Annotated in this window: 24 protein-coding genes and 1 pseudogene; 5 read left to right on the top strand and 20 right to left on the bottom strand. The window is 60.2% G+C overall.

Annotation, left to right across the window (positions count from 1 at the left end; translation table 11 throughout):
• Positions 1-138: 138 nt before the first annotated feature.
• Positions 139-555, top strand: coding sequence for a SufE family protein (locus AT6N2_RS05905; RefSeq protein ID WP_209089234.1), 417 nt, complete (start codon positions 139-141; stop codon positions 553-555).
• A gap of 3 nt (positions 556-558) precedes the next feature.
• Here the strand turns inward: AT6N2_RS05905 and AT6N2_RS05910 are convergent, their stop codons facing one another.
• The 10 genes from AT6N2_RS05910 to AT6N2_RS05955 form a co-directional block, all read right to left on the bottom strand.
• Positions 559-1,386, bottom strand: a complete 828-nt coding sequence (locus tag AT6N2_RS05910) for a DUF6456 domain-containing protein (RefSeq protein ID WP_209089237.1) — start codon at positions 1,384-1,386, stop codon at positions 559-561.
• A complete protein-coding gene (locus AT6N2_RS05915) occupies positions 1,379-1,801 on the bottom strand; it encodes a helix-turn-helix domain-containing protein (protein WP_209089240.1) in 423 nt (140 codons plus the stop codon). Before AT6N2_RS05915 ends, AT6N2_RS05910 begins: the two co-directional genes overlap by 8 nt.
• A gap of 359 nt (positions 1,802-2,160) precedes the next feature.
• Positions 2,161-2,589: a MucR family transcriptional regulator Ros gene (ros, locus tag AT6N2_RS05920; protein ID WP_063950928.1), complete on the bottom strand. Its 429-nt coding sequence runs from the start codon at positions 2,587-2,589 to the stop codon at positions 2,161-2,163.
• A gap of 432 nt (positions 2,590-3,021) precedes the next feature.
• Positions 3,022-3,354, bottom strand: a complete 333-nt coding sequence (gene mnhG, locus AT6N2_RS05925) for a monovalent cation/H(+) antiporter subunit G (RefSeq protein ID WP_063950927.1) — start codon at positions 3,352-3,354, stop codon at positions 3,022-3,024.
• Positions 3,351-3,737, bottom strand: a complete 387-nt coding sequence (locus AT6N2_RS05930; RefSeq protein ID WP_209089243.1) for a cation:proton antiporter — start codon at positions 3,735-3,737, stop codon at positions 3,351-3,353. Before AT6N2_RS05930 ends, mnhG begins: the two co-directional genes overlap by 4 nt.
• Positions 3,734-4,216 carry a Na+/H+ antiporter subunit E gene (locus tag AT6N2_RS05935; protein ID WP_209089246.1) on the bottom strand — a complete coding sequence of 161 codons (483 nt, stop codon included), beginning with the start codon at positions 4,214-4,216 and terminating at the stop codon, positions 3,734-3,736. The genes AT6N2_RS05930 and AT6N2_RS05935 overlap by 4 nt, the downstream gene beginning before the upstream one ends.
• Complete coding sequence (locus tag AT6N2_RS05940; RefSeq protein ID WP_144575284.1) at positions 4,213-5,793, bottom strand: Na+/H+ antiporter subunit D; 1,581 nt, start codon at positions 5,791-5,793, stop codon at positions 4,213-4,215. The genes AT6N2_RS05935 and AT6N2_RS05940 overlap by 4 nt, the downstream gene beginning before the upstream one ends.
• 19 nt (positions 5,794-5,812) lie before the next feature.
• Complete coding sequence (locus AT6N2_RS05945) at positions 5,813-6,190, bottom strand: Na+/H+ antiporter subunit C (protein WP_063950923.1); 378 nt, start codon at positions 6,188-6,190, stop codon at positions 5,813-5,815.
• Positions 6,190-6,609, bottom strand: a complete 420-nt coding sequence (locus tag AT6N2_RS05950) for a Na(+)/H(+) antiporter subunit B (protein ID WP_209089249.1) — start codon at positions 6,607-6,609, stop codon at positions 6,190-6,192. The genes AT6N2_RS05945 and AT6N2_RS05950 overlap by 1 nt, the downstream gene beginning before the upstream one ends.
• Positions 6,606-8,975: a putative monovalent cation/H+ antiporter subunit A gene (locus tag AT6N2_RS05955; RefSeq protein WP_209089251.1), complete on the bottom strand. Its 2,370-nt coding sequence runs from the start codon at positions 8,973-8,975 to the stop codon at positions 6,606-6,608. The genes AT6N2_RS05950 and AT6N2_RS05955 overlap by 4 nt, the downstream gene beginning before the upstream one ends.
• Positions 8,976-9,175: 200 nt before the next feature.
• Between AT6N2_RS05955 and msrB the strand changes: the two genes are divergently transcribed.
• Complete coding sequence (gene msrB / locus AT6N2_RS05960; protein ID WP_063950920.1) at positions 9,176-9,583, top strand: peptide-methionine (R)-S-oxide reductase MsrB; 408 nt, start codon at positions 9,176-9,178, stop codon at positions 9,581-9,583.
• A gap of 80 nt (positions 9,584-9,663) precedes the next feature.
• Here msrB and AT6N2_RS05965 read toward each other — a convergent pair whose 3' ends face one another.
• The 4 genes from AT6N2_RS05965 to AT6N2_RS05980 form a co-directional block, all read right to left on the bottom strand.
• Entirely contained in the window at positions 9,664-10,161 is a 498-nt protein-coding gene (locus AT6N2_RS05965) for a GNAT family N-acetyltransferase (RefSeq protein WP_209089253.1), read from the bottom strand.
• Positions 10,162-10,261: 100 nt separating this feature from the next.
• Positions 10,262-10,930: a PAQR family membrane homeostasis protein TrhA gene (trhA, locus tag AT6N2_RS05970; RefSeq protein ID WP_209089255.1), complete on the bottom strand. Its 669-nt coding sequence runs from the start codon at positions 10,928-10,930 to the stop codon at positions 10,262-10,264.
• A 310-nt stretch (positions 10,931-11,240) separates the two neighbouring features.
• The gene (locus tag AT6N2_RS05975) at positions 11,241-11,561 is read right to left on the bottom strand and encodes a TraR/DksA family transcriptional regulator (RefSeq protein ID WP_063950917.1); all 321 of its coding nucleotides are present in this window, start codon (positions 11,559-11,561) and stop codon (positions 11,241-11,243) included.
• A gap of 118 nt (positions 11,562-11,679) precedes the next feature.
• On the bottom strand, positions 11,680-12,090 hold the full coding sequence (locus AT6N2_RS05980) for a universal stress protein (protein ID WP_063950916.1): 411 nt from the start codon (positions 12,088-12,090) through the stop codon (positions 11,680-11,682).
• A gap of 269 nt (positions 12,091-12,359) precedes the next feature.
• Here AT6N2_RS05980 and AT6N2_RS05985 point away from each other — a divergent pair, with 269 nt between their 5' ends.
• Together AT6N2_RS05985 and AT6N2_RS05990 are read left to right on the top strand one after the other, a co-directional pair.
• Positions 12,360-13,226, top strand: a complete 867-nt coding sequence (locus tag AT6N2_RS05985) for a VOC family protein (RefSeq protein ID WP_209089257.1) — start codon at positions 12,360-12,362, stop codon at positions 13,224-13,226.
• Positions 13,227-13,307: 81 nt separating this feature from the next.
• Positions 13,308-14,468, top strand: coding sequence for an AI-2E family transporter (locus AT6N2_RS05990; RefSeq protein ID WP_063950915.1), 1,161 nt, complete (start codon positions 13,308-13,310; stop codon positions 14,466-14,468).
• 87 nt (positions 14,469-14,555) lie between these two features.
• Here the strand turns inward: AT6N2_RS05990 and AT6N2_RS05995 are convergent, their stop codons facing one another.
• Both AT6N2_RS05995 and AT6N2_RS06000 read right to left on the bottom strand, forming a co-directional pair.
• Positions 14,556-15,641 (bottom strand): bifunctional transcriptional activator/DNA repair enzyme AdaA, encoded by a 1,086-nt coding sequence (locus AT6N2_RS05995; protein WP_209089259.1) that lies wholly within the window; start codon positions 15,639-15,641, stop codon positions 14,556-14,558.
• Between the two features lie 153 nt (positions 15,642-15,794).
• Positions 15,795-16,075: pseudogene (locus AT6N2_RS06000) on the bottom strand (xylose isomerase); the annotation flags it as partial.
• Positions 16,076-16,344: 269 nt separating this feature from the next.
• On the opposite strand from AT6N2_RS06000, the gene AT6N2_RS06005 reads away from it, so the two are divergent.
• Positions 16,345-16,653 (top strand): hypothetical protein, encoded by a 309-nt coding sequence (locus AT6N2_RS06005; RefSeq protein ID WP_144575309.1) that lies wholly within the window; start codon positions 16,345-16,347, stop codon positions 16,651-16,653.
• Between the two features lie 72 nt (positions 16,654-16,725).
• On the opposite strand, the gene xylA is transcribed toward AT6N2_RS06005, so the two are convergent.
• The 4 genes from xylA to AT6N2_RS06025 all read right to left on the bottom strand — a co-directional run bounded on the left by xylA (position 16,726) and on the right by AT6N2_RS06025 (position 22,511).
• A complete protein-coding gene (gene xylA, locus AT6N2_RS06010; protein ID WP_063950911.1) occupies positions 16,726-18,036 on the bottom strand; it encodes a xylose isomerase in 1,311 nt (436 codons plus the stop codon).
• A 118-nt stretch (positions 18,037-18,154) separates the two neighbouring features.
• Positions 18,155-19,609, bottom strand: coding sequence for a xylulokinase (xylB, locus tag AT6N2_RS06015; RefSeq protein ID WP_209089261.1), 1,455 nt, complete (start codon positions 19,607-19,609; stop codon positions 18,155-18,157).
• A gap of 47 nt (positions 19,610-19,656) precedes the next feature.
• Positions 19,657-20,679, bottom strand: coding sequence for a LacI family DNA-binding transcriptional regulator (locus AT6N2_RS06020; RefSeq protein WP_209089263.1), 1,023 nt, complete (start codon positions 20,677-20,679; stop codon positions 19,657-19,659).
• Positions 20,680-20,927: 248 nt separating this feature from the next.
• Entirely contained in the window at positions 20,928-22,511 is a 1,584-nt protein-coding gene (locus AT6N2_RS06025; protein WP_144575315.1) for a DHA2 family efflux MFS transporter permease subunit, read from the bottom strand.
• Between the last annotated feature and the right edge of the window lie 10 nt (positions 22,512-22,521).

The following is a 22,521-nucleotide window of genomic DNA, read 5'->3' on the forward strand; positions in this document are numbered from 1 at the left end:
TCCGTCCACCCACTGCCTGCCTGACTTGCCCACGGAAACCTGTTTTCCGTGGGCTTTTTTTCGCTCATGGTTCAAAACCGCGGACACTTCGCCTATATGCTGGGCAAGACATTGAAAAACGGATGATACGGCGTGCCCATGGCCTCTCTTGAAACGATCCTCGACGACTTCGCTTTCCTCGATGACTGGGAGGACCGCTATCGTTATGTCATCGAACTCGGAAAAGCGCTCCCCGATCTGCCCGAGGACAAGCGCACCGCTGAAAACAAGGTGCAGGGCTGTGCAAGCCAGGTCTGGCTCGTCAGCCACAGTGACGGCGCGGAGGATCCTCTTCTGACCTTCGAGGGCGATTCGGATGCACATATCGTGCGCGGGCTCGTCGCCATCGTGCTCGCCGTCTATTCCGGCAAAAAAGCCTCCGAGATCGTCAATCTCGATGCCATTGAGGTCTTCGACAAGATCGGACTTGTGGAGCATCTCTCCGCGCAGCGCGCCAATGGCCTTCGCTCCATGATCAAGCGTATTCGCGAGGAAGCTCGCCTGCTTGCCGCCTGAGCTTCATCGCGTTATCGACGGGCGATAATCCGTGTCGCCCCAATGGTGGCTCCCGCTGCGTGTTTTACGCTCGGGTGGCGCGTAGTGGCGGGCAAGCGCCAGAAGCGCTGCCCGCAACAGCAGTTTTGCCGAGCGGGCCGGCCACTGCCGCTCCCGTTCCACCGTCTCGAGGCCCTTTTCGAAACAGCAGACATCGATGGCGACGCCCGCCAGTTCCGGTCCCATCGCATCCGCCGCGCGGGAAAAGCGATCCCTGGCCGCCATCGCCGCCTCGGTAATATCGAGGATGCCTCCCGCCTCACCTTTCGTGCGGCTCGCAATCCTCGGCTCCCACGTCGCCGTCACCTTCGGGTTCAGGTGCCCCCGGTGGAAATCGCCGGCAAGTCGCTCGCCGGCCTCCAGCGCCTCAGCCGGGAAAAAGACGCCGCCGCACCGCTCTTTCAGCCTGGCAAGACTGCTGAGCGGCGAGCTGTTGAGATTGCGGCGCGCGCGCTGTCTCGCATCGTCAACCTCCACGACAACGGTCTGCATGTCCCGATGCTGTTCCTGGAATATCTCGTCTCGGTCTTTCGCAATCGCCCGCTTCAGATAAGAGGTCAGCGGCGGCGCCGCGTAGAGCGTGCTCCCGCGCTGCTCGACCAGCCCGGAAGACACCGCAAGCCGGACCACCTCCGCTGCAAACCGCACCCTGACCTGCCCTCCCCGCGCCGGGTGCAGGATGATCTCGCCGCCCTCTTCCAGGAGCTCGGCCGGCCCGGCCGCGATTGAACGCAGCAGTCGCAGCACCTGGGGATTGGGAGACGACGCGTGAATGCGCTTTTGCTCACTCATCCCGCACACCCCTCAACACATTGAGAATGCCGGCGGCAAGCCGCTCTAGCGTAGCGACGAAGGCATCGAATGCCGGCTCGTCACGGCGGTCCTCGACCACCTGGCAGGCATGACCGACCGTCGTCCGGTCCCGGCCGAAGCAGCCCCCAATATCGGACATGGCGATGCCGAGCTGCACATGGCAGACATACATGGCGATCTGGCGGATGTGACAATCCATGCGTCTCATGTCACGGCGCGGCAGGGTCCGGTCGCCCGTCAGTTGCACCATCTCGACGGTGAGTTGCCGCACCAGACGGCAAAGACGGGTAACCTCCTCCCTGCCGACCGCCGGTGGCCGGGGATGGAAAGGCGGGTGACCAAGCCGCCGGCAAGGCCGCGCGGCGGCAGACAGAACGTGAGAATCCGACGGCATATGCAACTCCTCTACGAATAGGAATTATTTCATACACCTGCGACCAAGTACGGGGAAGTGCAAATTTTAATCGACGGGTTATGCCGTTGAAACGCCTGAATTTTCGAAAGATTGATGCCAGAAAATGAGGATTTTTTTCCTCTAAAAATTCGTGCGCGCCAACAAAAAAGCCGGTCTGACGACCGGCTGACTATCCATGGGATGGAAAGACGTTTCCAAACGAAACATCTGGAGCGGGCAAATCCGCCTTGCCGCCCTCTCCCCGCGGGGAGAAGGTGGCGACAGCGGGCTGGGGGTAGCCTTCTACCCACCAACTCCGCGGCGAAGATAAAACCAGCTTCGCCGACCCCGAAGTAAAATCAACGGCTGGCCTTGCGGCGCTGGCCGAGACCCATTTCCTTGGCGAGCCGCGAGCGGGCTTCCGCGTAAGCGGGCGCAACCATCGGATAGTCGGTCGCCAGATCCCATTTTTCGCGATATTCTTCCGGCGTCATGCTGTGATGCGTCGTCAGATGGCGCTTGAGTGACTTGAACGAGCCGCCGCATTCCAGACAGACGATGTGATCGTCCTGAACCGACTTGCGAACAGAGACGGCTGGCTTCTGCTTTTCGACATTGACCGCCACCGATGCCGGTGCCGATGTTCCGCTGAGTGCCGTGTGAACATCCGAAATAAGGCCGGGAAGCTCAGTTACCGGAACGACGTGGTTGCTAACATAGGCAGCCACAATATCCGCCGTCAGTTCGACCAGCAGATCCTGGGCGTTACCGTATGCAGTTTCCGTCATTTAAGTATCTCCTGTTTATATATCCCCTGAAGCGCGCAAGCGCTGCATCGAGCGATGTGAAGTTACCCGGCGCCCCACCCTCGCCCTGTTGATACCAACATGAAACCTACCCCTAGATTTCGAGCGAAACCGGAAACGAATTGAACCGAGATTCAACTTATGGCCCGCGACATGGGCAGCAATGGACCTGATATCCATAGATTAGGCATTAATAAAATACCTATGCCGTTCATGACGAGGCAAAATGCAAATCGCGATAAGCAACTTTACACTTAATTTGGATACCAGCAAAACAGCAAAAGTCAAATTCCTATTATGAATTTTTCAGTTCAAAACAGTCTAATCTCAATACAAAAAATCACGGGTTATAAAATACTATCACAAGTATTAATCCAAAATCCGCACCCCCATTTATTTAGGGGGATTTCAACTTCAAATCTGCTTGAGGTCATCAACTACAGATTTTACTGCGAGCGGATAACCTGCCTTGTGAGCAGCCATTGCGAGAAGGTGGGCCGAAACCGGGGCCGTCAGAATGAAGAAAAAGAAGCCCGCGAGCGCCCGCGCCAATGTCGCTATTTCCATGGAATGGATGCCGACGGCCAGAAGCAGCAGGCCCGATCCGACCGTTCCCGCCTTGGAGGCCGCATGCATGCGCGTATAGACATCCGGCAGACGATTGAGCCCGATGGCCGCAATCAGCGAGAAGATGGCGCCCGTAATCGTCAGCGCCACAACGAGCCCAGCCACGATCCAAGCCATCATCGTCTGCCCTTTCCTTTTTTTGCGCCGGAACCTGATTCCATCGTCTTCTCAAGAGCTTCGGATGCCCTCTCACCGTCAAGAACCGCCTTCGGCCGCCGCGGCCCGTCCGGCCCGCGTGACAGCACGAAGCGGGCAAAGGCGACCGTTGCCAGAAATCCGACCAGCCCAAGCGCAATGGCAATATCCACGTAGAGGTTAAAACCGGTCCGGATGGCGATAACGGCGATGAACCCGATGGCGATACCCACCAGCATGTCGAGCGCAACGATGCGATCCGGCAAGGTCGGGCCGACGACGACACGGTAGACCGTCAGCAAAAAGGCGACCGAGAGAACAATCGATGCGAGTATAGTTGAAAATGAAACCAGCTGTTCCGGCGTCATGACTGGAACGCCTCCATGATCTTTCTTTCAAAACCGTCGCGAATATCTTTTCTCGTCGCTTCGATATCGCTGCAGTCGATCGCGTGCACGTAAAGCGTCTTTCTGTCCGGCGAAACGTCGACGGAGAGCGTGCCTGGCGTGAGCGTGATAAGGTTGGCCAGCAGCGTGATTTCGAAATCCGTCTGCACCGTCAGCGGATAGGCGAAGATTCCGGGCTGCACGTCAAGTTTCTGACGGGTGACGAGCACCGCGACCTTCCAGGCCGAAAGCGCCAGTTCCTTGAAGAATAGCAGCGTCAGCGACAAGATCCGCCACACCCTCGGCGGCCGGCGACGCCCCGTCGGGAGCTGGTGCCGGATGAGGCCAAGCGCCAGGGCCGACACGATGACGGCAAAGGCGGCGTTTGCGAGCGTGAAGCTGCCGGTGACCGCAAGCCATACGCCGACAAACATCACCATCAGCGAGACATAGAGGCTCATGGTCTGCCTCCTTCTGAAAAGACCGACTGGATATAGGCCTGTGGGTTACCGAGGCCTGCGGCCGCCTGCTGGCTGAGATTCAGCAGGCTTTCCGGGAACAGCCCGAAGATGACGACAAGCAGCGTTAGCCCCACCAGCGGCGCGACAGAAGGGGCCGGTGACGATGCTGCCGGCGGCTGGCCGGAGGTCTTGCCGGCAATGGCCGGAGCCGGACGCCAGAAACACAGAAGGAAGACCCGCCCGAAAGCGATTGTCGCGATGAAGCCGGAGACAAGGATGGCGGCGGCGAGCCACCAAGCGCCGATGTCGATGGCGGACTTGACCAGGATGGCCTTCGGCCAGAAGCCGGTAAAGGGCGGCAGGCCGGAGCCGGCAAAGAACAGGGCCAGCACCAAGGCCGAAAACCAGGGGGCTTGCCGGTAGAGGCCGCCGAGATTGGTCAGGGTAAAGCTGCCGCCAAGCCGGGCGGCGTGGCCTGCGGCAAGATAAAGCGCCGTCATCAGCACCATGGAATGCAGCGCGTAGAAGATCGCGCCTGACACGCCTGATGGCGTGCCGATAGCAATGCCGGCCATCATGTAGCCGATGCCCGAGATGACGATATAGCCGAGCATGCGGCGGATATCGTTCTGGGCAAGCGCGCCCATCGCGCCGAGCACCATGGTAAGTGCGGCGGAGATGGCGATGACGATGCTGAGTTCTTCCCGCTCGACCGGAAACAGCATGACCATGACCCGCAGCAGGGCATAGATACCGACCTTGGTGAGAAGGCCGCCGAAAAGCGCGGAAACGACAATCCGCGGCGTGTGGTAAGACGCCGGCAACCAGAAATTCACCGGGAAGGCGGCCGCTTTCATGGCAAAGGCGAGCGCGAAGAGGCTCGCAAGCGTCATCAGCGGCGCGGCGCCACGCAGCTGTGTCGCTTTCTGGGCGATATCGGCCATGTTGAGCGTGCCGAAGATGGCATAGAGATAACCGACCGTGATCAGGAACAAGGTGGTGCCAATAAGGTTCAGAATGGCGTATTTCAGCGCGCCGTCGATCTGCTCGCGGGTCGAACCGAGCACGATGAGGCCGAAGGACGAGATCAGCAGCACCTCGAACCAGACATAGAGGTTGAAGATGTCGCCGGTCAGGAAAGCGCCTGTCACGCCGGCCATCAACAGCATCAGGAAGGGATAAAAACCATAGCGCCGGCCGCTGGCGTCGATATCCGCACCGGCATGGATCGCCCCTGCCAGCGCCACGATGGCGGCGGCAAGCGACAAAAGTGCGCCCGTGAGATCAGCGGTAAAGGCAATGCCGAAGGGTGGCAGCCACCGACCCATGACCATGGTGAAGGGGCCTCCAGTCGCGACCTTCCACAAGAGTGCGGCATCGAGCACGACCAGCAGGACGAGCGCCGCGATGGCAACCGTGGCGTGATGGCGGATCGCGTGGCGCATCATCATCAACACCGCGCCCGCACCGATGCAAAGCGCGATGGGAAGGATGATCAGCCAGTCTGCGAGCGGCACGGGTGCCGTGACGAGCGCTGCGGAGAGATCGGTAACTGCCGATGTGGTGGAGGATGCCATGGTGTCTCAGCCTCGCAGCTCAATAACCGAGCGGCGGCAAGGGCTCGCCTGCCGGTTCTGCGGTGCGCATTTCGTCCGTGTCGTCGGTCTGCAGTTCCTGAAACGCACGCCAGGTCAGCACCAGGAGAAAACAGAAGAAGGAAAAGGAAATCACGATGGCCGTGAGGATAAGCGCCTGCGGCAGCGGATTGGCCGCACCTGCGGGCAGCGTGTCCAGGCCCGGTGGAATGATCGGCGGCACCTCGCGCGTCAACCGGCCTGCGGTGAACAGCAGCAGGTTCACCGCATTGCCGAGAATGGCGATGCCGAGCAGCACACGGATGCTGTGACGCGACAGCATCAGATAGATCGCCACCGAAAAGAAGATGCCGACGAGAATCGAGAAGACCGCTTCCATCAGTCGCTATCCCTTTCTTCCAGCGCAAGTGCAATGGATGTGATGGCGCCGACCACGACAAGATAGACGCCAATATCGAAGGACATGACGGTGGAGAGGGGAATCTCCACACCCAACAGGTTCGGATAGATCCAGAGCCCTGTCATGAAGGGCACGCTAGCCGCCATCGACACCAAACCCGAAAGCATCGAAGCCAGCAGCCCTGCCCCGGCAATGGCCAGCGGATGAAACACAATCGCCCGGCGAACCGCCGAAACGCCGTAAGCGATGCCATAAATCGCCAGTGCCGACACAGCGATCAAACCGCCGATAAAGCCGCCACCGGGCTCGTTGTGGCCGCGCAGCAGCACAAAGATGGAAAAAAGCACCATCAGACTGGTAACAACGGGGGCAATGGTGCGCAGGATAAGCGTATTCATGCGCGTGCTCCCTTTTTCTTCGCGGATTTCGCCGGACCTTTGACGGCGGCGGTCGGCCGAATGCGGATGAGCGCAAGGATGGCGAGGCCGGTTATCATCACGACCGCGATTTCACCGAGCGTATCCGTGCCGCGGAAGTCGACTATGATGACGTTGACCACATTGGCGCCATGGGCAATGACCTTGGAATAGGTGTTGTAGAACTCGGTCAGGCGGTTGTCGAAGCTCGCCTGCGTCGCCCGCATCAGGAACAGGGCAAAGCCTATTCCGCAGGCAATGGCGATGGTGCTATCGAGCAGCTTCTGGCCAAGGCCGCGGTGATCTGACGGTGACAGGCGAAGCCGCGTCATCACCAGCGTGAGGATGACCACCGACAACGTCTCGACCATGAACTGCGTGAATGACAGATCAGGCGCGCCGAACAGCAGGAAGATGACGGCGACCGCAAAGCCCTGGATGCCGAGCGCGATGATGGCCGTGAGCCGGCTCGACGCCGTCAGCACCGCAACGAGACCGGCCACCGCAATGACGATGAATGTCAGCTCATAAACTTGCATATCACCCGGCCACCCTGGCATGGACGGTAGTTCGTCATAAAGGAACAGCGGCACCAGCAGCACGGCAGCGATAACGGCGAAGGTGGCGGTGACGTAAAATTCTAGCCTGCCCGGCTGGATGAGCCGCGTGATGTGGAACGACATCCGCACCAGCATTTCGATGAAGACGTCAAAGCCTCTGTCCGGCCCCGCCCCCAATGCCTTGAAGCTGCGGTCCATCAGGCTGCGCAGGGTGGAAAGCTTGTTATAAAAGACGATGCCGAGCGCGATGGTCAGCAGCGACAGGCCAAGCGGCACGCCGATATGCGGGATCAGCGAGATTTCCACCGGCCGCGCCTCGCCCGCAATGGCGCTTGCCATGGGGGTGGAGATGTAAAAATGCGCAACGGCGGAAAACAGCGCGATCGTCAGCCCCTTCAGCGCCAGGAGCGCCGGGCCGAGCCACAGCAGAACCGGGCCTTCATGGGCGTGTTTCGGGGTTTTGACCGGCTTGCCAAGGAAGGGTTTCAGCGCGACGGCAAAGGCGACGGCGAACATCAGCGCGTTGCCGATGAGAGCAATCCCGGTAAACAGCACGGCGCGCGGATTGGCATGCGCCAGCGCATAATAAATCTCCTCCTTGGCGAGGAAGCCGAAGAAAGGGGGCAGGCCAGCCATGGAAATCGCCGCCGCCAGCGCTGCTGCAAAGGTGATCGGCATGGCTTTTCGCAGGCCACCGAGCTTCGTCACGTCACGCGTGCCGGTCTCGTGATCGATAATGCCGGCGACCATGAACAGCGCGCCCTTGAACAGGGAATGCGCGACAAGATAAAGCACCGCCGCCTCTATGGCGTGAGCAGACCCGAAGCCCGTGAGCATGACCAGGAGGCCGAGCGACGACACCGTGGTATAGGCAAGCATCAGCTTCAGGTCTGTCTGGCGCACGGCGAGCAGCGCGCCTGTGAGCATCGTCAGCCCGCCGAAAAACGGCAGCAGGATCTGCCAGGCGGCGGTATCGCCGAGAACCGGGTTGAGGCGCATCAGCAGATAAACGCCGGCCTTCACCATGGTCGCCGAATGCAGATAGGCCGAGACAGGCGTTGGCGCTTCCATGGCGTTGGGCAGCCAGAAATGGAAGGGAAACTGCGCGGATTTGGTAAAGGCGCCGCCGAGAACCAGAAGCAGAGCCGCCAGATAAAACGGGCTGTCGCGCAGCACATCGCCGCCGCGTACCAGCATCGACAATTGCGTGATACCGCTGATGTCCCAGATGAAGATCAGCCCGGCAAGCAGCAGCAGACCACCGCCGCCGGTCACCACCAGCGCCTGTAGCGCGGCGCGGCGCGAGGCGGCCCGCTCATGATCGAACCCGATCAGCAGGAAGGATGTGATGGAGGTGAGCTCCCAGAAAACGAAGAGCATCAGCAGGCTGTCTGAGACGACGACGCCGAGCATTGCCCCCATGAAGAGCAGCAGGAAGGACAGGAAACGGCCCTGCTGCGGGTGGCCTTTCATGTAGCCGCCCGCATAAAGGACGACCAGCATGCCGATGCCCGTGATCAGCAACGCAAAGGTGAGCGACAGGCCGTCGATGAACCAGGAGAAGCTGAGATTGAAACTCGGCACCCAGGCGTAACCGCCCGTCACCACGCCACCAGCTGCGACCTCCGGCAGCATCCGCGCAAAATGGAGGAACGCCAAAGCCGGCGCGATGGCGATGATCCAGGCCGCGTTATGACCGAACCGTTTCACCAGTGCAGGCGCGGCAAGCGCTGCCAGGAACGGCAAAAACAGCGACAGGAATGTCAGCGGCGTGACATCTGGTGTCATTCACATCTCCCGGGATGTCCCCCATCCCCGCGCCACTCAAGCGGCAGTCTTCTTAAATTCGTTTTTCAGTTAAGGCATAGATACGGGCATCTCAACCGAAATCGGTCCGTCCGCTTCATAACGAAAGCGTTATGACCCGCCTCCCCTTTCAATTCGCCTCAGCGATGATTATTTGAGGCGGGAACAGAAAGGATCATTCCATGAGCGATCTGACATCCCCCAAAGTGAACAAGACCGATGCCGAATGGCGTGAGCAGCTGACGCCGGAACAATATCGCATCCTGCGCGAACACGGCACGGAGCGCGCCTTCACCGGTCCCTATTGGGATACATTCCAGAAGGGCCTCTATCGCTGCGCCGCATGCGACGAGCCGCTTTTCCTCTCCGATACAAAATTCGACGCCGGTTGCGGCTGGCCGAGCTATTTCGAGCCGGTGAAGCCGGGTGCCGTGACCGAACATCGCGATGCGAGCCATGGCATGGTGCGCACGGAAATCCGCTGCGCCAATTGCGGCGGCCACCTCGGCCACGTCTTCCCCGACGGCCCGCCGCCCACAGGTCTTCGCTACTGCATCAACGGCCATTCGATGGTGTTCGAGCCGGTTTGAGTGGCAAGACCGTGCCGCGAGTTTCTTCTCCCCGGTGGGGAGCAGAAACAAGCGGCCATCGCCCGTTCCACAGATGGCGTTCACCCCAGCTTCAGTTCCATGCACGTCAGATCCAGCCAGCGGCCAAACTTGGTGCCCACCTCTGAAAACCGGCCCGCAACGGTGAAGCCCAGACTTTCATGCAGGCGGATCGAGGCGGTGTTTTCCGATTCGATGGCGGCGATCAGGACATGCACGTCGTTACCGGCGGCATGATCGATCAACGCCCGCATCAGCCGCTTGCCAATGCCATGGCCACGCGCGTCCTTATGCACATAGACCGAATTTTCGCGGGTGTGGCGATAACCGTCAAAGGCGCGCCAGTCGCCATAGGAAGCATAGCCGGCAACCTTGCCCTCGAGAATGGCGACGATGACGGGAAATCCGCGTGATTTGCGGGCGGAAAACCATTCCTTGCGGTTGTCCAGATCGACCACGACCTCGTTCCAGATCGCCGTCGTATTCACCACGGCGTCGTTGTAAATCTCCATGATCCCGCAGAGGTCATCAACGGTCGCATCGCGCAGTTCCACGGTCATAGTGCTTTGCCTCATCGTTCTGAACGAGCGGACGCGGAAAGGCGGCAGCTCCTGCGACGAGCCTTAAGCGATGAAACGGAGCGATGTCCAGTGCGCCGCGTCAGGATGCGAGCGGAACGAGGCTGAAGGCGGTGACGACAGCAACATAATGAACCGCAGCGGCCGCGACCACGAAGGCGTGCCAGATGGCATTCTGGAAACGCAGCTTCTCCCACACATGGAAGATGACACCGAGCGAATAGATAACGCCGCCGGCGACGATCAGCCACAGCGTGAGCGGGGCGAGATGCGACGACAGAGGGCCGACAACCATGACGCCGCTCCAGCCCATGGCGAGATAAAGGCCAATCGCGACACGGTCATATCGGCCGGGAAACAGGCATTTGAGCAGGATGCCGCAGATGGCGGCAAGCCAGATCAGCCCCAGCATGACGGCAATCAGGGGATCGTGGATGCCGCGCATCAAGAACGGCGTATAGGTTGCCGCGATGAGGATGAAGATGGCCGAATGGTCGAGGCGGCGCAGGAACCATTTTACGTTGGAGTGAGGCCAGATATTGTAGGTGAAGGACACGGAGAGGCAGGCAACGAGACCGAGACCATAGATCCACGCGGCGGCAATCGCACTGATGCTGCCCCATGTCATCGCATAGAAGATCAGCGCGGTCGCGCCGATCAGCGCAAAGACGATGCCGACCCCATGGACGATGCCATCGGCGACAATCTCGTGAAAATCATACTGGCGCCCAAACCGCCACATCTCGCTCATTTCTCATTCCTGTCCGCGTGCTTTGAGGGAAGCATGACGGCAATATTAGACAGGAACAAGACAGCGGGCGGTTAACGCCGATCAAATTGCGTTCGAGGCTGTTGCGAAAGGAGAGGTTGGAGGCAGGCGACGTTCCCTGGCGATAAGGATGAGTTTTTCAGGTTGTCGTACCTACACACCGTCATACTGGCCCTGAGCCGGTATCCAGCCAGCCCAAGTCCTTGGGCTGAAAGAACTTCTCGCCGCGCAGACGCGCCTCGGCTGGATGCCGGATCAGGTCCGGCATGACGGAGGAAAGGTCGTTCACCCCTCACAGCGCCGCAGCGCATTCCTGGCAAAACGGCGTATAGGGCACCGCCTTTAGCCGATCCTCCGAAATCCGCTTGCCGCATTTGACACAGATGCCGAAGGTGCCGTTCGCGATGCGGTCTAGGGCAGCGTCGATCGCGCGCAGCTCGTCCTGACCCGCTTGTCCCATCTCGTCCAGCACCTCGTCATTGCTGCGTTCGGTTGCGCGATCGTCATCGTCGGGATTGCGCGGCTCTTCGAAGTCGGCCTCGATCTTATGCAGGCGGCGGTAAAGCTCGCGCTGACGATCCCGCAGGATTTTCTCGTAACTGTCGACATTCATGATCTTTCCTCCAGCCCATCTTCTCGTTTGTCGCATTTCCGGACGGAAAACCGGATTTTACTTTTCCTGGGAATGCCTGGGGGCTGTAACCCTGCCCGCCCCCTCTGAAACGTCAGGCCTATCGATCCACCAGCACCGAGCATTTGGCGTGACGCACCACGCGGTCGGCCGTTGCACCGATGAAGTAGTTGGTAAAGTCAGGCGTGTGCGAGGCGATGATGATCAGGTCAGCCTTGTGCTCCTCGGCAGCGGCGATGATTTCCCGCGCGGGCGCACCGCTTCTGATTTCATGGCTACCCCTGAAACCGCTTCTAGCCTTGAGGTCGGCGAGTTTCGCCTTGGCGTCCTTGATGGCATTTTCGATGAGGTCCACAGGCAGATCGATTGCCATGTAACCCGGCAGCTCCTCGACAACATTGATGAGAACGATCTCGCCGTCCGGGTCCAGCAACGCCTTGGCCTTTTCGAGGATTTTTTCTCCCTTGTCGGTGGCGCTGAGGTCTACCGGTACGATGATCTTCTTGTACATGGCTGTCTCCTGTGGCTTGATCCGTTATTTCCGTCTCGCTCATCATTCCCCGCCAGCGCGGCCTTTGCCTTGATCGAAGTCAAAGCCGCAAGAGGCCGAAGAGTTTCATTGTCAACAAATAGTGGACAGTCAATCGTCTGCAGGCGATCTTTTCTGAACGACGAGAGCAGCCCATATTCACCTTCGACAAACGCCGCAAAGCGGCGTCGGCCGATCCTTCGGCCACCGATCCGCCCCGACGGAGCGTCGGATTCAATATGGAGATCAAGATGAGTGAAATCAAACAATTCGCCCTGACGCGGCCAGCTTATGTCGGTCAGGCGCACCTCGTCGTTCACGATCTGCGGCGTGTTTCGGACTTCTACCAGAAGATCATCGGACTCTCGGTCCTGGAAAAGAATGCGAGCGGCGAAGTGCTTGGTGTCGGCGGCCAGCCGCTGCTGACCCTCTCCACCTCTACCTCGGCGGAACGCGCGCCGCGCAACGCTGCCGGGCTGTTCCACACCGCCTTCCTGATGCCGAGCCGGAACGATCTCGCCCACTGGCTGGCGCATGCCGCCCATAACAATATCCAGCTCCAGGGCGCCTCCGATCATCTGGTCAGCGAGGCGATCTATCTCGCCGACCCCGAAGGCAACGGCATCGAGGTCTATCGCGATCGTTCCCCTGACGAATGGACCTACCAGCCCGACGGCACCGTGGAGATGGCGACACTCGGCCTCAACCTTCAGGCGCTTTACGACAGCGCGCCGAAGACGGCCTTCACGGGTGCTGCGGATGGAACCGCCATCGGCCACATCCATCTGCAGGTCGGTAATATTCCGCAGGCGGATGAATTTTATCAGGATGTGCTGGGGCTGAAGATCATGGCGCGTTATCCGGGCGCGAGTTTCTTCGGGTCGGGCGCCTACCACCACCACGTTGCCGCCAATATCTGGAACAGCCGCGGTGCCGTGGCCCGCAAGGACAACATGACCGGCCTTTTCGGCTACTCGCTGAAATTCAACGAACCGGCCGCGCTCGAAAAGGCAATTTCCGCGCTCGACCGACTTGAAATTGCCACGGAAAGGCAAAGTGACGGGATCGTCGTGAAAGACCCCTGGGGCATCGGCCTGAAGCTATCTGCACAAGGCTAGACAGCGGGGCCGCCGAAATTTGCGCAGCCCCGGAACCGCCGGATTTCTCGGACGTTAATCGCCTTATTGGGGGATAGTCCGATGAATGAGAATGCCAAACCGGATCACGCCGGCCCTGCGACCTTGATCGCAGACCACGCTGATCCTCTCGCGACACCGGCATCGGTGTCGCAACGGGACGATGCGCGCAGCCAGCAGCCGCTGGGCCGCGAGGCGCTCGACGTTTTTGTTGCCTGGTCGGTCATCGGCATTTTCCTGATCATGTCCATGGCGGTCATCCATGAATTGTCGATGATCCTCATGCCCGTCGTCATGGCTGTTGTCGTTGGCATGATCCTCGGCATCTCGGCCGAAAAACTGGCCTCCTACGGCATTCCCGGCGCAGGCGTCGCCATCATCCTGTCGAGCCTAGTTGCCGCCGTCATCTTCTTCGTGGTGAATTCGCTGATCGATCCGGTCTCGCAACTGGCAACGGAGGGCCCCGCCCTGATCGAGCGCAGCATCGATCGCTTCCTGCCCTACGTCGAAAATTTTCGTTGGCTGAATATATCCGCCGCCACCTTCAGCATGGGCTCGATGTCGATGGAATCTCTGCTGTCGCGGAGCGGTGAAATCATCTCCCTGCTTGGCGCAAACGTGACACCTGCGATTGTTCAGGGCCTCATCTTCCTTGCGGCGCTGCTGATGTTTCTCTACAGCCGCCTGCGCCTGCGCAAGGCTCTCATCATGGCGTTTCCGGCACGCCATCAAAGGCTGAGAACGATTCGCATCATCGGCTCGGTGGAAAAGGTGCTGGGCACCTATTTCGCGACGGCTAGCCTCATCTACGCCGCACTGGGCGTCACAATGATCGTCATCGCCTATTTCGGCGGTCTCGCCATGCCGCTTCTCTGGGGGCTGTTTGCCTTTCTTTCGAGCTTTATCCCTTTTCTCGGCATTACATTGATGACCATATCGCTCACCGTCGCGGGCATCATCACCCATGACAACATGATCCTTGCACTGCTGCCGGCGGGCGTGTTTTTCACCATTCACCTGTTGATGGAAAATCTTGCCTTCCCGGCGGTCGTTGGCCGCAACATGGAGATCAATCCCTTCCTCGTTTTCGTCATGATCATCTTCTGGACGTGGATGTGGGGCGCAGCCGGCGCAATGCTTGCCCTGCCGCTATCGCTCATTGCCATGACGGTGACGCGCGAGCTGTTCCCGTCGCGCAAGGTGGTGCCGAACCTGCCGGATTGAATGCTGGTTTTCAATTACCGGCGTTGGCGAGTGGTTTACCCCCTCGCCGGGTATCAAAGGGCGGCCCTTGGCCAACACCCAGCCCGCTCACGAAGCAAGCGGCATTTCCCGCGCCAGCCGCTCGGCCATGCGTCGCTCATGCTCGATCAGCCACCTCTTGCGCCACAGCCCGCCGCCATAGCCGGTCAGGCTGCCATCGGCGCCGATCACACGGTGGCAGGGAATGACGATGGCGATCTGGTTTGCGCCGTTGGCGCGGGCGACGGCACGCACGGCCGACGGCTTTTCCATGGATGTTGCGAGCGAGGAGTAGCTGACGATCCTGCCCACTGGAATGGCCCGCAGGTTCCGCCAGACATCGCGCTCGAAAGCCGTGCCGTGGCCGGCGAGCCGGGTTTCGAAATTCGCAGAGCGGCCCGCGAAATATGCCTCAAGTTCTGCTTCGATCGTTTCGGTCACGGCCGTGCGGCCAAGCACCATGTCCGCGCCGGTGCGCGTCTTCAGCCGTTTCAGTTCGGCGGGCAGTGCCGGCCGGTCGGCAAATTCAAGCAGATGCAGGGCGTGATCGTCGGCAACGGCAAGCATCGGGCCAACAGGCGTGTCGATCCAGGCGCCCTTAAGGAAGCCCTTACCTTTCATGGCAGCTGGCGAGGTCCCGAAGAACTGGTTGATGGCCGCGCGAAAACCGCTGCCGGATTCGTATCCGGCATCGATCTGCGCACCAATCACCGCTTCGCCGGAGGCAATGCTCTCAGCGGCATCGCCAAGCCGCCTCAAGCGGGCGATTTCCAGAAAGCTCATGCCGAAACGGCGCTTGAAGGCGCGCCGGACCGTCGATGGATCATGGCCGAGCGCCACGATATCATCCTCTCTCCAGCGCCGCGCCGGGTCTTCCTCAAGCGCCGCCAGCAGCGAGGCGACCGTCTCGTCGGCCGCGCCGTAGGACAACATCGGCTTGCAACGCTTGCAGGGCCGGAAACCCGCTTCAAGGCATTCGGCGATGGTTTCCCGAAAGCGGCAATTCTCGATTTTCGGTTTGCGCGCCGTGCAGGTGAAGCGGCAGAAGATTTTGGTGGACGTCACGCAGACATAAGCCACGCCTTCATAGGCGGGGTCCTTGGCCACGAGGGCAGCGTAAAGCGTTTCGGTGTTGGGGCGTTTGAACAGCATCATGGAAGAATGCTAGCGCAAATCCCGGCGCCATGCCGCCGAAAAACGGGCGCGGATGTGGACATGTCGAACCATTCCGCCGGTAAAGGGCCCGCCTGCAGGGAACCCTTCGCCGATGCCTAAGAGGGCAGCGCTGACGCTGCCCTCTCGTCGATGTCAAACGTAACGGTTGACGACGTTTTCGAGATATTCCTGACGACCGTATTTCGGCTCGGGATTGATATCCTCGCGCTCGACCCGTGCCGCGATCTCATCGAGCTTCAGCTCGCCGCGCAGCATCTTCCGGGCTTCCGGCAAATCCCACTTGGCGGAGCGCTCCTTGAGCGGCTTCGACAATGCGCCGTCCTCGATCATCTTCGCCGCTGCCTTGAGAGCGCGCGCACAATCCATGCCGCCGATATGCCGATCGGCAGGTCCTGCGGATCGAAAAACTGGCGGCACGGTCTCCACCGCATCGGTGCCGACGACGATGACTTTGAATGCATAGCGCCTGGAGGCTCCAGCATAGCTCATCAGCCTGTCACAAAGTGTTTTTGTCGCCGAATATGGAGTTGGCCAGCGGAACCTCCAGTGCCGCAGATTGCCTGAACCCAGGCGCAGGAGCGCATCACGCTCTTGCGCCTGGCATTCATGAAAACATGGAATGAGAGCGTTTCCGCTGAACCTTCCTTCACCGCAAACGCTCTATCGCAACGGGAGCAGAGACATGACGACCACACAGGCCGCCGCCTATTACGCACAGATCCGCAAAGATACGGCAACACTTGCCCGCTTCGCCAATATCACCAACGAGGCCGAACTTGCCGAGGCGATCGGGGCCGATGCGGCCGCGCGTGGTTTTTCGCTGACGCCGGATCAGATCAAAGCCGGTCTCGCGGATCTGGGTGCTGTGGTGAAACAGGCAACCGCCGGAGAAGAACTCGCCGATTTCGAACTGGAGATTGTCTCAGGCGGAGGAGATTTCGTACAGGAAGTAAAGGACTTCGCGATCAAGCTCAAAACCTGCAAATGGTAGAAACATTTCGCGACGGAAAAAACGGGAGCGGCGGCCAGATCCGCCGCCCCACACTAGCTTGGAACGTTATGCTTAAACGTAACGGTTGACGACGTTTTCGAGATATTCCTGACGACCCGATTTCGGCTCGGGATTGATATCCTCGCGCTCGACCAGTGCCGCGATCTCGTCGAGCTTCAGCTCGCCGCGCAGCATCTTCTGGGCTTCCGGCGAATCCCACTTGGCGTAGCGCTCCTTGAGCGGCTTCGACAATGCGCCGTCCTCGATCATCTTCGCCGCTGCCTTCAGGCCACGAGCGCAGCAATCCATGCCGCCGATATGGCCGATCAGCAGGTCCTGCGGATCGAGCGACTGGCGGCGCAGCTTGGAATCGAAGTTGGTGCCGCCATTCTTGAAGCCGCCACCGGCGAGAACATGATAATAGGCGAGCGCCATTTCCGGCACGTTGTTGGGGAACTGGTCGGTATCCCAACCGGACTGGTAATCGTTGCGGTTCATGTCGATGGAGCCGAAAATGCCGAAGGCGTTGGCCATGGCGAGCTCATGCTCAAAGGAATGGCCGGCGAGGATGGCGTGGCCCTGCTCGATATTGACCTTCACTTCCTTGTCGAGACCGTTCTTCTGCAGGAAGGCATAAACGGTGGCGACGTCATAGTCGTACTGGTGCTTGGTCGGCTCCTGCGGCTTCGGCTCGATCAGGATCGTACCTTCGAAACCGATCTTGTATTTATATTCCACCACCAGATTGAGGAAGCGGCCAAGCTGGTCGAGCTCGCGGGAAAGATCGGTGTTGAGCAGGGTCTCGTAACCTTCGCGGCCGCCCCACAGAACGTAGTTCGCGCCGCCAAGCTTCTTGGTGGCGTCCATGCAGGTCTTCACCGTTGCGGCGGAGAAAGCGAAAACATCCGGGTCCGGATTGGTTGCAGCACCCGACATGAAGCGGCGGTTAGAGAAGAGGTTGGCCGTGCCCCACAGCAGCTTCACGCCGGTATCGGCCTGCTTCTGCGCGAAATAATCAACGATCTCGTTGAGGTTCCTGGTGTTTTCGGCGAAGTTTTTGCCTTCCGGCCGTACGTCGGCATCATGGAAGCAATAGAACGGCGAACCGAGCAGCGAGAAAAATTCGAAGGCCACGTCCGCTTTCAGTTTCGCGGCCTGCATGCTGTCTTCGAACCACGGGCGCTCGAAAGTCTGGCCACCGAAGGGGTCACCACCCGGCCAGGTGAAGGTGTGCCAATAGGCAACCGCAAAACGCAAGTGATCTTCCATGCGCTTGCCGGCGACGATTTCGTCAGGGTTGTAATGGCGGAAGGCCAGCGGATTGGTGCTATCGGGGCCTTCATATTTGATCTTGGCGATATCGCCGAAGAAGCCTGTGCTCATTGGGTGGTTCCTCCTCTTGGGGTGGGTTTGGATGATGTTTAAAAATTAAGGTCAGCGTTTGCCGCTTACCCCCCTCTGTCCGGCAGGACAGAGGGGGGAAAACCGCACCCTCGACACCTCACTGCGAAAGCGCCCGGATAGCCGGATAAAGCGCATGGTACCTCCGATAAGCCTCCTCATAGGCACCGGCCAGATCAGCCACAGGCTCAATCGTCCGCGCCGTTTCCGGCTGCGAGCACACCGCCACCGGATCAGCCCCGGTTGCGGCAATCAGGCCAAGGCGGGCAGCACCGAAGGCCGCACCGAAATCGCCTTCCGCCGGAATATCGACGGGCACACCAAGCGACGTGGCGATCGAGGCCAGCCAATAGGCCGAACGCGAGCCACCGCCGATGGCGGTGACGCGGGAAATTGAGGTGCCGGCGGATTTCAGTGCTTCGAGATTGTCCCTGATCGCGAAGGTCACACCCTCAAGCACGGCCTGCGTCAGCGCCTTGCGGTCGCTTTCATGCGATAGGCCGATGAAGGATCCGCGGATGGCGGCGTCGTTGTGAGGTGTGCGCTCGCCGGAAAGATAGGGCGCGAAGGTGACGCCGGTCGGGGCAAGCAGCGTTTCGCCCAGTTCGCCGGTCAGATCGGCGGCGGATTGGCCTGTCAGGCGCGAATACCAATTCAGCGCATCCGTGGCGGAGAGAATGACGCCCATCTGGTGCCAGGTGTTAGGCAGCGCGTGGCAGAAAGCATGCACGGCGCTTTCCGGCTTCGGCAGATAGGAGGCATTGGCGGCGAAAAGCACGCCGGATGTGCCGAGCGAGACGAAGGCGTGGCCTTCCTTCACCGTGCCCATGCCGCAGGCGGAGGCCGCATTGTCGCCCGCCCCACCGGCAACCACGGCGCGGCCGGTAATGCCCCATTCGGACGCGAGTTCGGCGCGCAGAACGCCCGCCTCATCCGTGCCTTCCACCAGAGACGGCATATGCTTTTCATCGAGTCCCGTCGCGGCAAGCAGCTCGGAAGACCATTTGCGTGCACCGGTGTCGAGCCATGAGGTGCCGGCGGAGTCGGACATTTCCGAGATATATTCGCCGGTCAGCCAGAGACGCAGATAATCCTTCGGCAGCAGTACCTTGGCCACTTTCGCGAAGATCTCGGGTTCGTTCTTCGCCACCCAGGCAAGCTTCGGCGCGGTAAAGCCGGGGAAGACGATATTGCCGGTTATCTTTCGGAAACGCGGATCGGCGTCGAGTGCGGCAGCTTCAGCGTGGGAACGCGTGTCGTTCCACAGGATGCAGGGGCGCAGCACCTTGCCATCGGCATCGACAAGTGTCGCGCCGTGCATCTGGCCGGAAAGGCCGATGCCCTTCACCGCGGCAAGCTCTTTTGGAAACTTCTGCTTCAGGCCGGCAACGGCCGTTTTTGTCGCGGCAATCCAGTCGGCGGGGTCCTGTTCCGACCAGCCGTGATGCGGGCGCGAAACATCCAGCGAGCCGTTGGCCGAGCCGATGATTTTCTGATCGCCGTCCATCAGCAGGGCTTTGACGCCTGAGGTGCCAAGATCGAGACCGAGATACATGTATTTCTCCATTCCGGCGCGCCATGCGCCACTTTCAGCAGTTTTATTCAGGGAAGATTGTCCCTGAGGAAGATGTCGATACGGATACGTTCCTGCGCAGCGATGACGGGCAGGCCATCAGCGCGCGCCTTCAACACGCGGATGGCGCTACGCACCTCGTGGCCGGCATCCTGGTTGAGCACGGCATCGAGCAGCCCCTGCCGCAGCGCACTGGCAGTGTTTTCCGTGAGTTCATGGGCGATGACGGAAAGTGGTCTTTCACCATCGGCGGCGCCAAGCGCCTTAATGAGGCCTCGATTACCGGCACCGAGGCTGTAAATGCCGCAGAGGTTCGGATTGCCAAGCGCCTCGCGCACCAGCGTCTCAACGGTGAGCGGATCATCCCTGCCCTCAAGAACCGGCAGCAGCCGCACCTGCGGAAATTCGTTTTCGATGACGGTGCGAAACCCTTCCAGACGCTCGCGGTGGTCACGCACCAGCATGGAGCCCGCAACAACGGCGACATCGCCGACGCGCCCTGAAAGGAAACGCCCCATCAGGCTTGCCGCCGTGCGCCCGGCCGCGACGTTATCGACACCGGCATAATGGTCGCGGCGCGACCCCGACAGGTCCGACACCAGCGTCACCGTGGCAATGCCATCATCGGCGAGCCGGTCCGCAGCCTCGGCCACATCTTCAGAATCGGTGGCGACGAAAGCCACACCCGACGGCTTCTCCCGCCGGGCCACCTCAAGCGCCTCCGTCAGCGCCGATGCATTGAAGGGCGGGACCTCTATGACGCGTATTGCCGTGCGCTCCAGATGCGAACGGCTCGCGGCGGCCCGCACCTCGGCGCGCAGCGTCGCCATGAAGGAGTTATCATTGCCGGGCAGGATGAAGACCATCGAATAATTACGGCTCTTTGCCAGGTTGGCGGCCGCGATATCGCGCACGTAACCCAGTTCGGCAATGGCCGCTTCCACCCGTGCCCGGGTGGCCGCATGCACGCCTGGGCGCATGTTCAGCACCCGATCAATCGTGGCAAGGCTGACGCCCGCCCGTTCGGCGATATCGTGAACTGTCGGCTTCATGGCTCCTCCCTCACCTTGCATATCCAGCTTTGCCGCCGTCGTAAATCGAAAAATGATGTACGTACCTCATATTTCGATGCAAGACGGCGATCCGTCGGTGTTCTCTCGCCCGCGTTGCCGCGTGTTTCTTCTCCCCGAGGGGGAGAAGAAACACGCGGCAACCGCTCGCCCCATTGAGCCAACAGGCAGAAAAAAGGGGCCGTTGTTTCCAACGGCCCCAGCTCTGCGGTGGATGGGAGGGGATTTTATCAGTGCGCCGCGTCTGGTGGCGGCGCTGCCTTGGGTTTCTGGATCAGGATCGTCATGAAGATCAGGCTGCCGAACAAAATCGTCAGCGCGAAGAAAACATCGGCGAAGGCCAATATCCAGGCCTGCTGCGAGACCATGCCGACCATTTTCTTGACCGCGACGGAGGCACCATCCAGCCCATAGGAATCATAGTTGGCGCCGACACTGTTCAGCCATTCCAGCGCCTTCGGGTTGGAATAGCTGATATGTTCGGCCAGCCGCACATAATGGTCATCCGTGCGCTGCGACAGCATGGTGTTGATGACGGCAAGGCCGACGGCGCCGCCGAGGTTACGGGTAAGGTTGAACAGGCCGGACGCATTGCGGATACGCGCGGGCGGCAGCGTGCCGAGCGCGATGTTGTTGATCGGCACCATGCACATCATCAGCCCGAAACCGCGCAGGATCTGCGGGATCAGCAGCTCGTAGAAATCCCAGTCCGTCGTCACATGCGTCATGATCCAGGTGCCGCAACCGAAGCTGATGAAGCCGATGGCCATCATGACGCGGGGATCGAGCTTTGTGGAAACCTTGCCGGCAATCGGCGCGGTGAAGAACATGGCAAGACCGGACACGAACATGGTCTCGCCGATCATCAGCGCATCATATCCCCTCACCCGGCCGAGATAGAGCGGGTAGAGATAGGTCAGGCCATAAAGGCCTATGCCCATGACGAAGGAGAAGAGCGAGCCGATCGAGAAGTTGCGGTCCGCAAAGGCGCGGATGTCAACCACGGGGAATTCCACCTTGAAGGCGCGCCAGAAAAACACGACAGCACCGATGGCCATGGCCACCGAGCCCAGCACGATGTGTTCGTCGTTGAACCAGTCCTTGTTGTTACCCTCTTCCAGCACATATTCCAGCGAGCCGAGGAAGACCGCCATGGAGATCAGCCCCCACCAGTCGAACTTCTTCCAGAGCGACTTTTCCGGCTTGTCGAAATCGATCAGGCTCCAAGTCAGGATGGTGACGATGATGCCGGGAATGATGTTGACGAGGAACAGCCAGTGCCAGGAAAAGGCATTGGAAAGATAACCGCCGACCGTCGGGCCGATGGTGGGTGCAAGCGTGGCGACCAGGCCGATGATCGGTGAGACGACCGAACGCTTCGATGGCGGGAAGATGGTGAAGGCAGCCGCAAAGACCGACGGGATCATGCCGCCGCCGATAAAGCCCTGGATCGCACGATACACGATCATCTGATCGATATTGGTGGCGGTGGCGCAGAGCGCGCTCGATATGGTGAAGCCAGCCGCACAGGTGGCGAACAGCACGCGCGTGGACAGGATGCGCGCCAGCGTGCCCGACAGCGGGATCATGATCACTTCGGCGATCAGATAGGAGGTCTGCACCCAGGCGATCTCATCCGAGCCGGCGCCGAGGCCAGCCTGGATTTCCGCAAGCGAGGCGGAGACGATCTGAATGTCGAGAATGGACATGAACATGCCGAAGACCATCGCGAAGAACGCGATGAGCCTGCGCCTGTCCATCGGGGGATCGGCGGGGATGGACGCCCCGCCCGTACCGACAACCGTAGCCGCCATGATCTTGACC

Origin of the sequence: Agrobacterium tumefaciens, assembly GCF_017726655.1 — a bacterium.
GTDB classification, from domain to species: domain Bacteria; phylum Pseudomonadota; class Alphaproteobacteria; order Rhizobiales; family Rhizobiaceae; genus Agrobacterium; species Agrobacterium tumefaciens_B.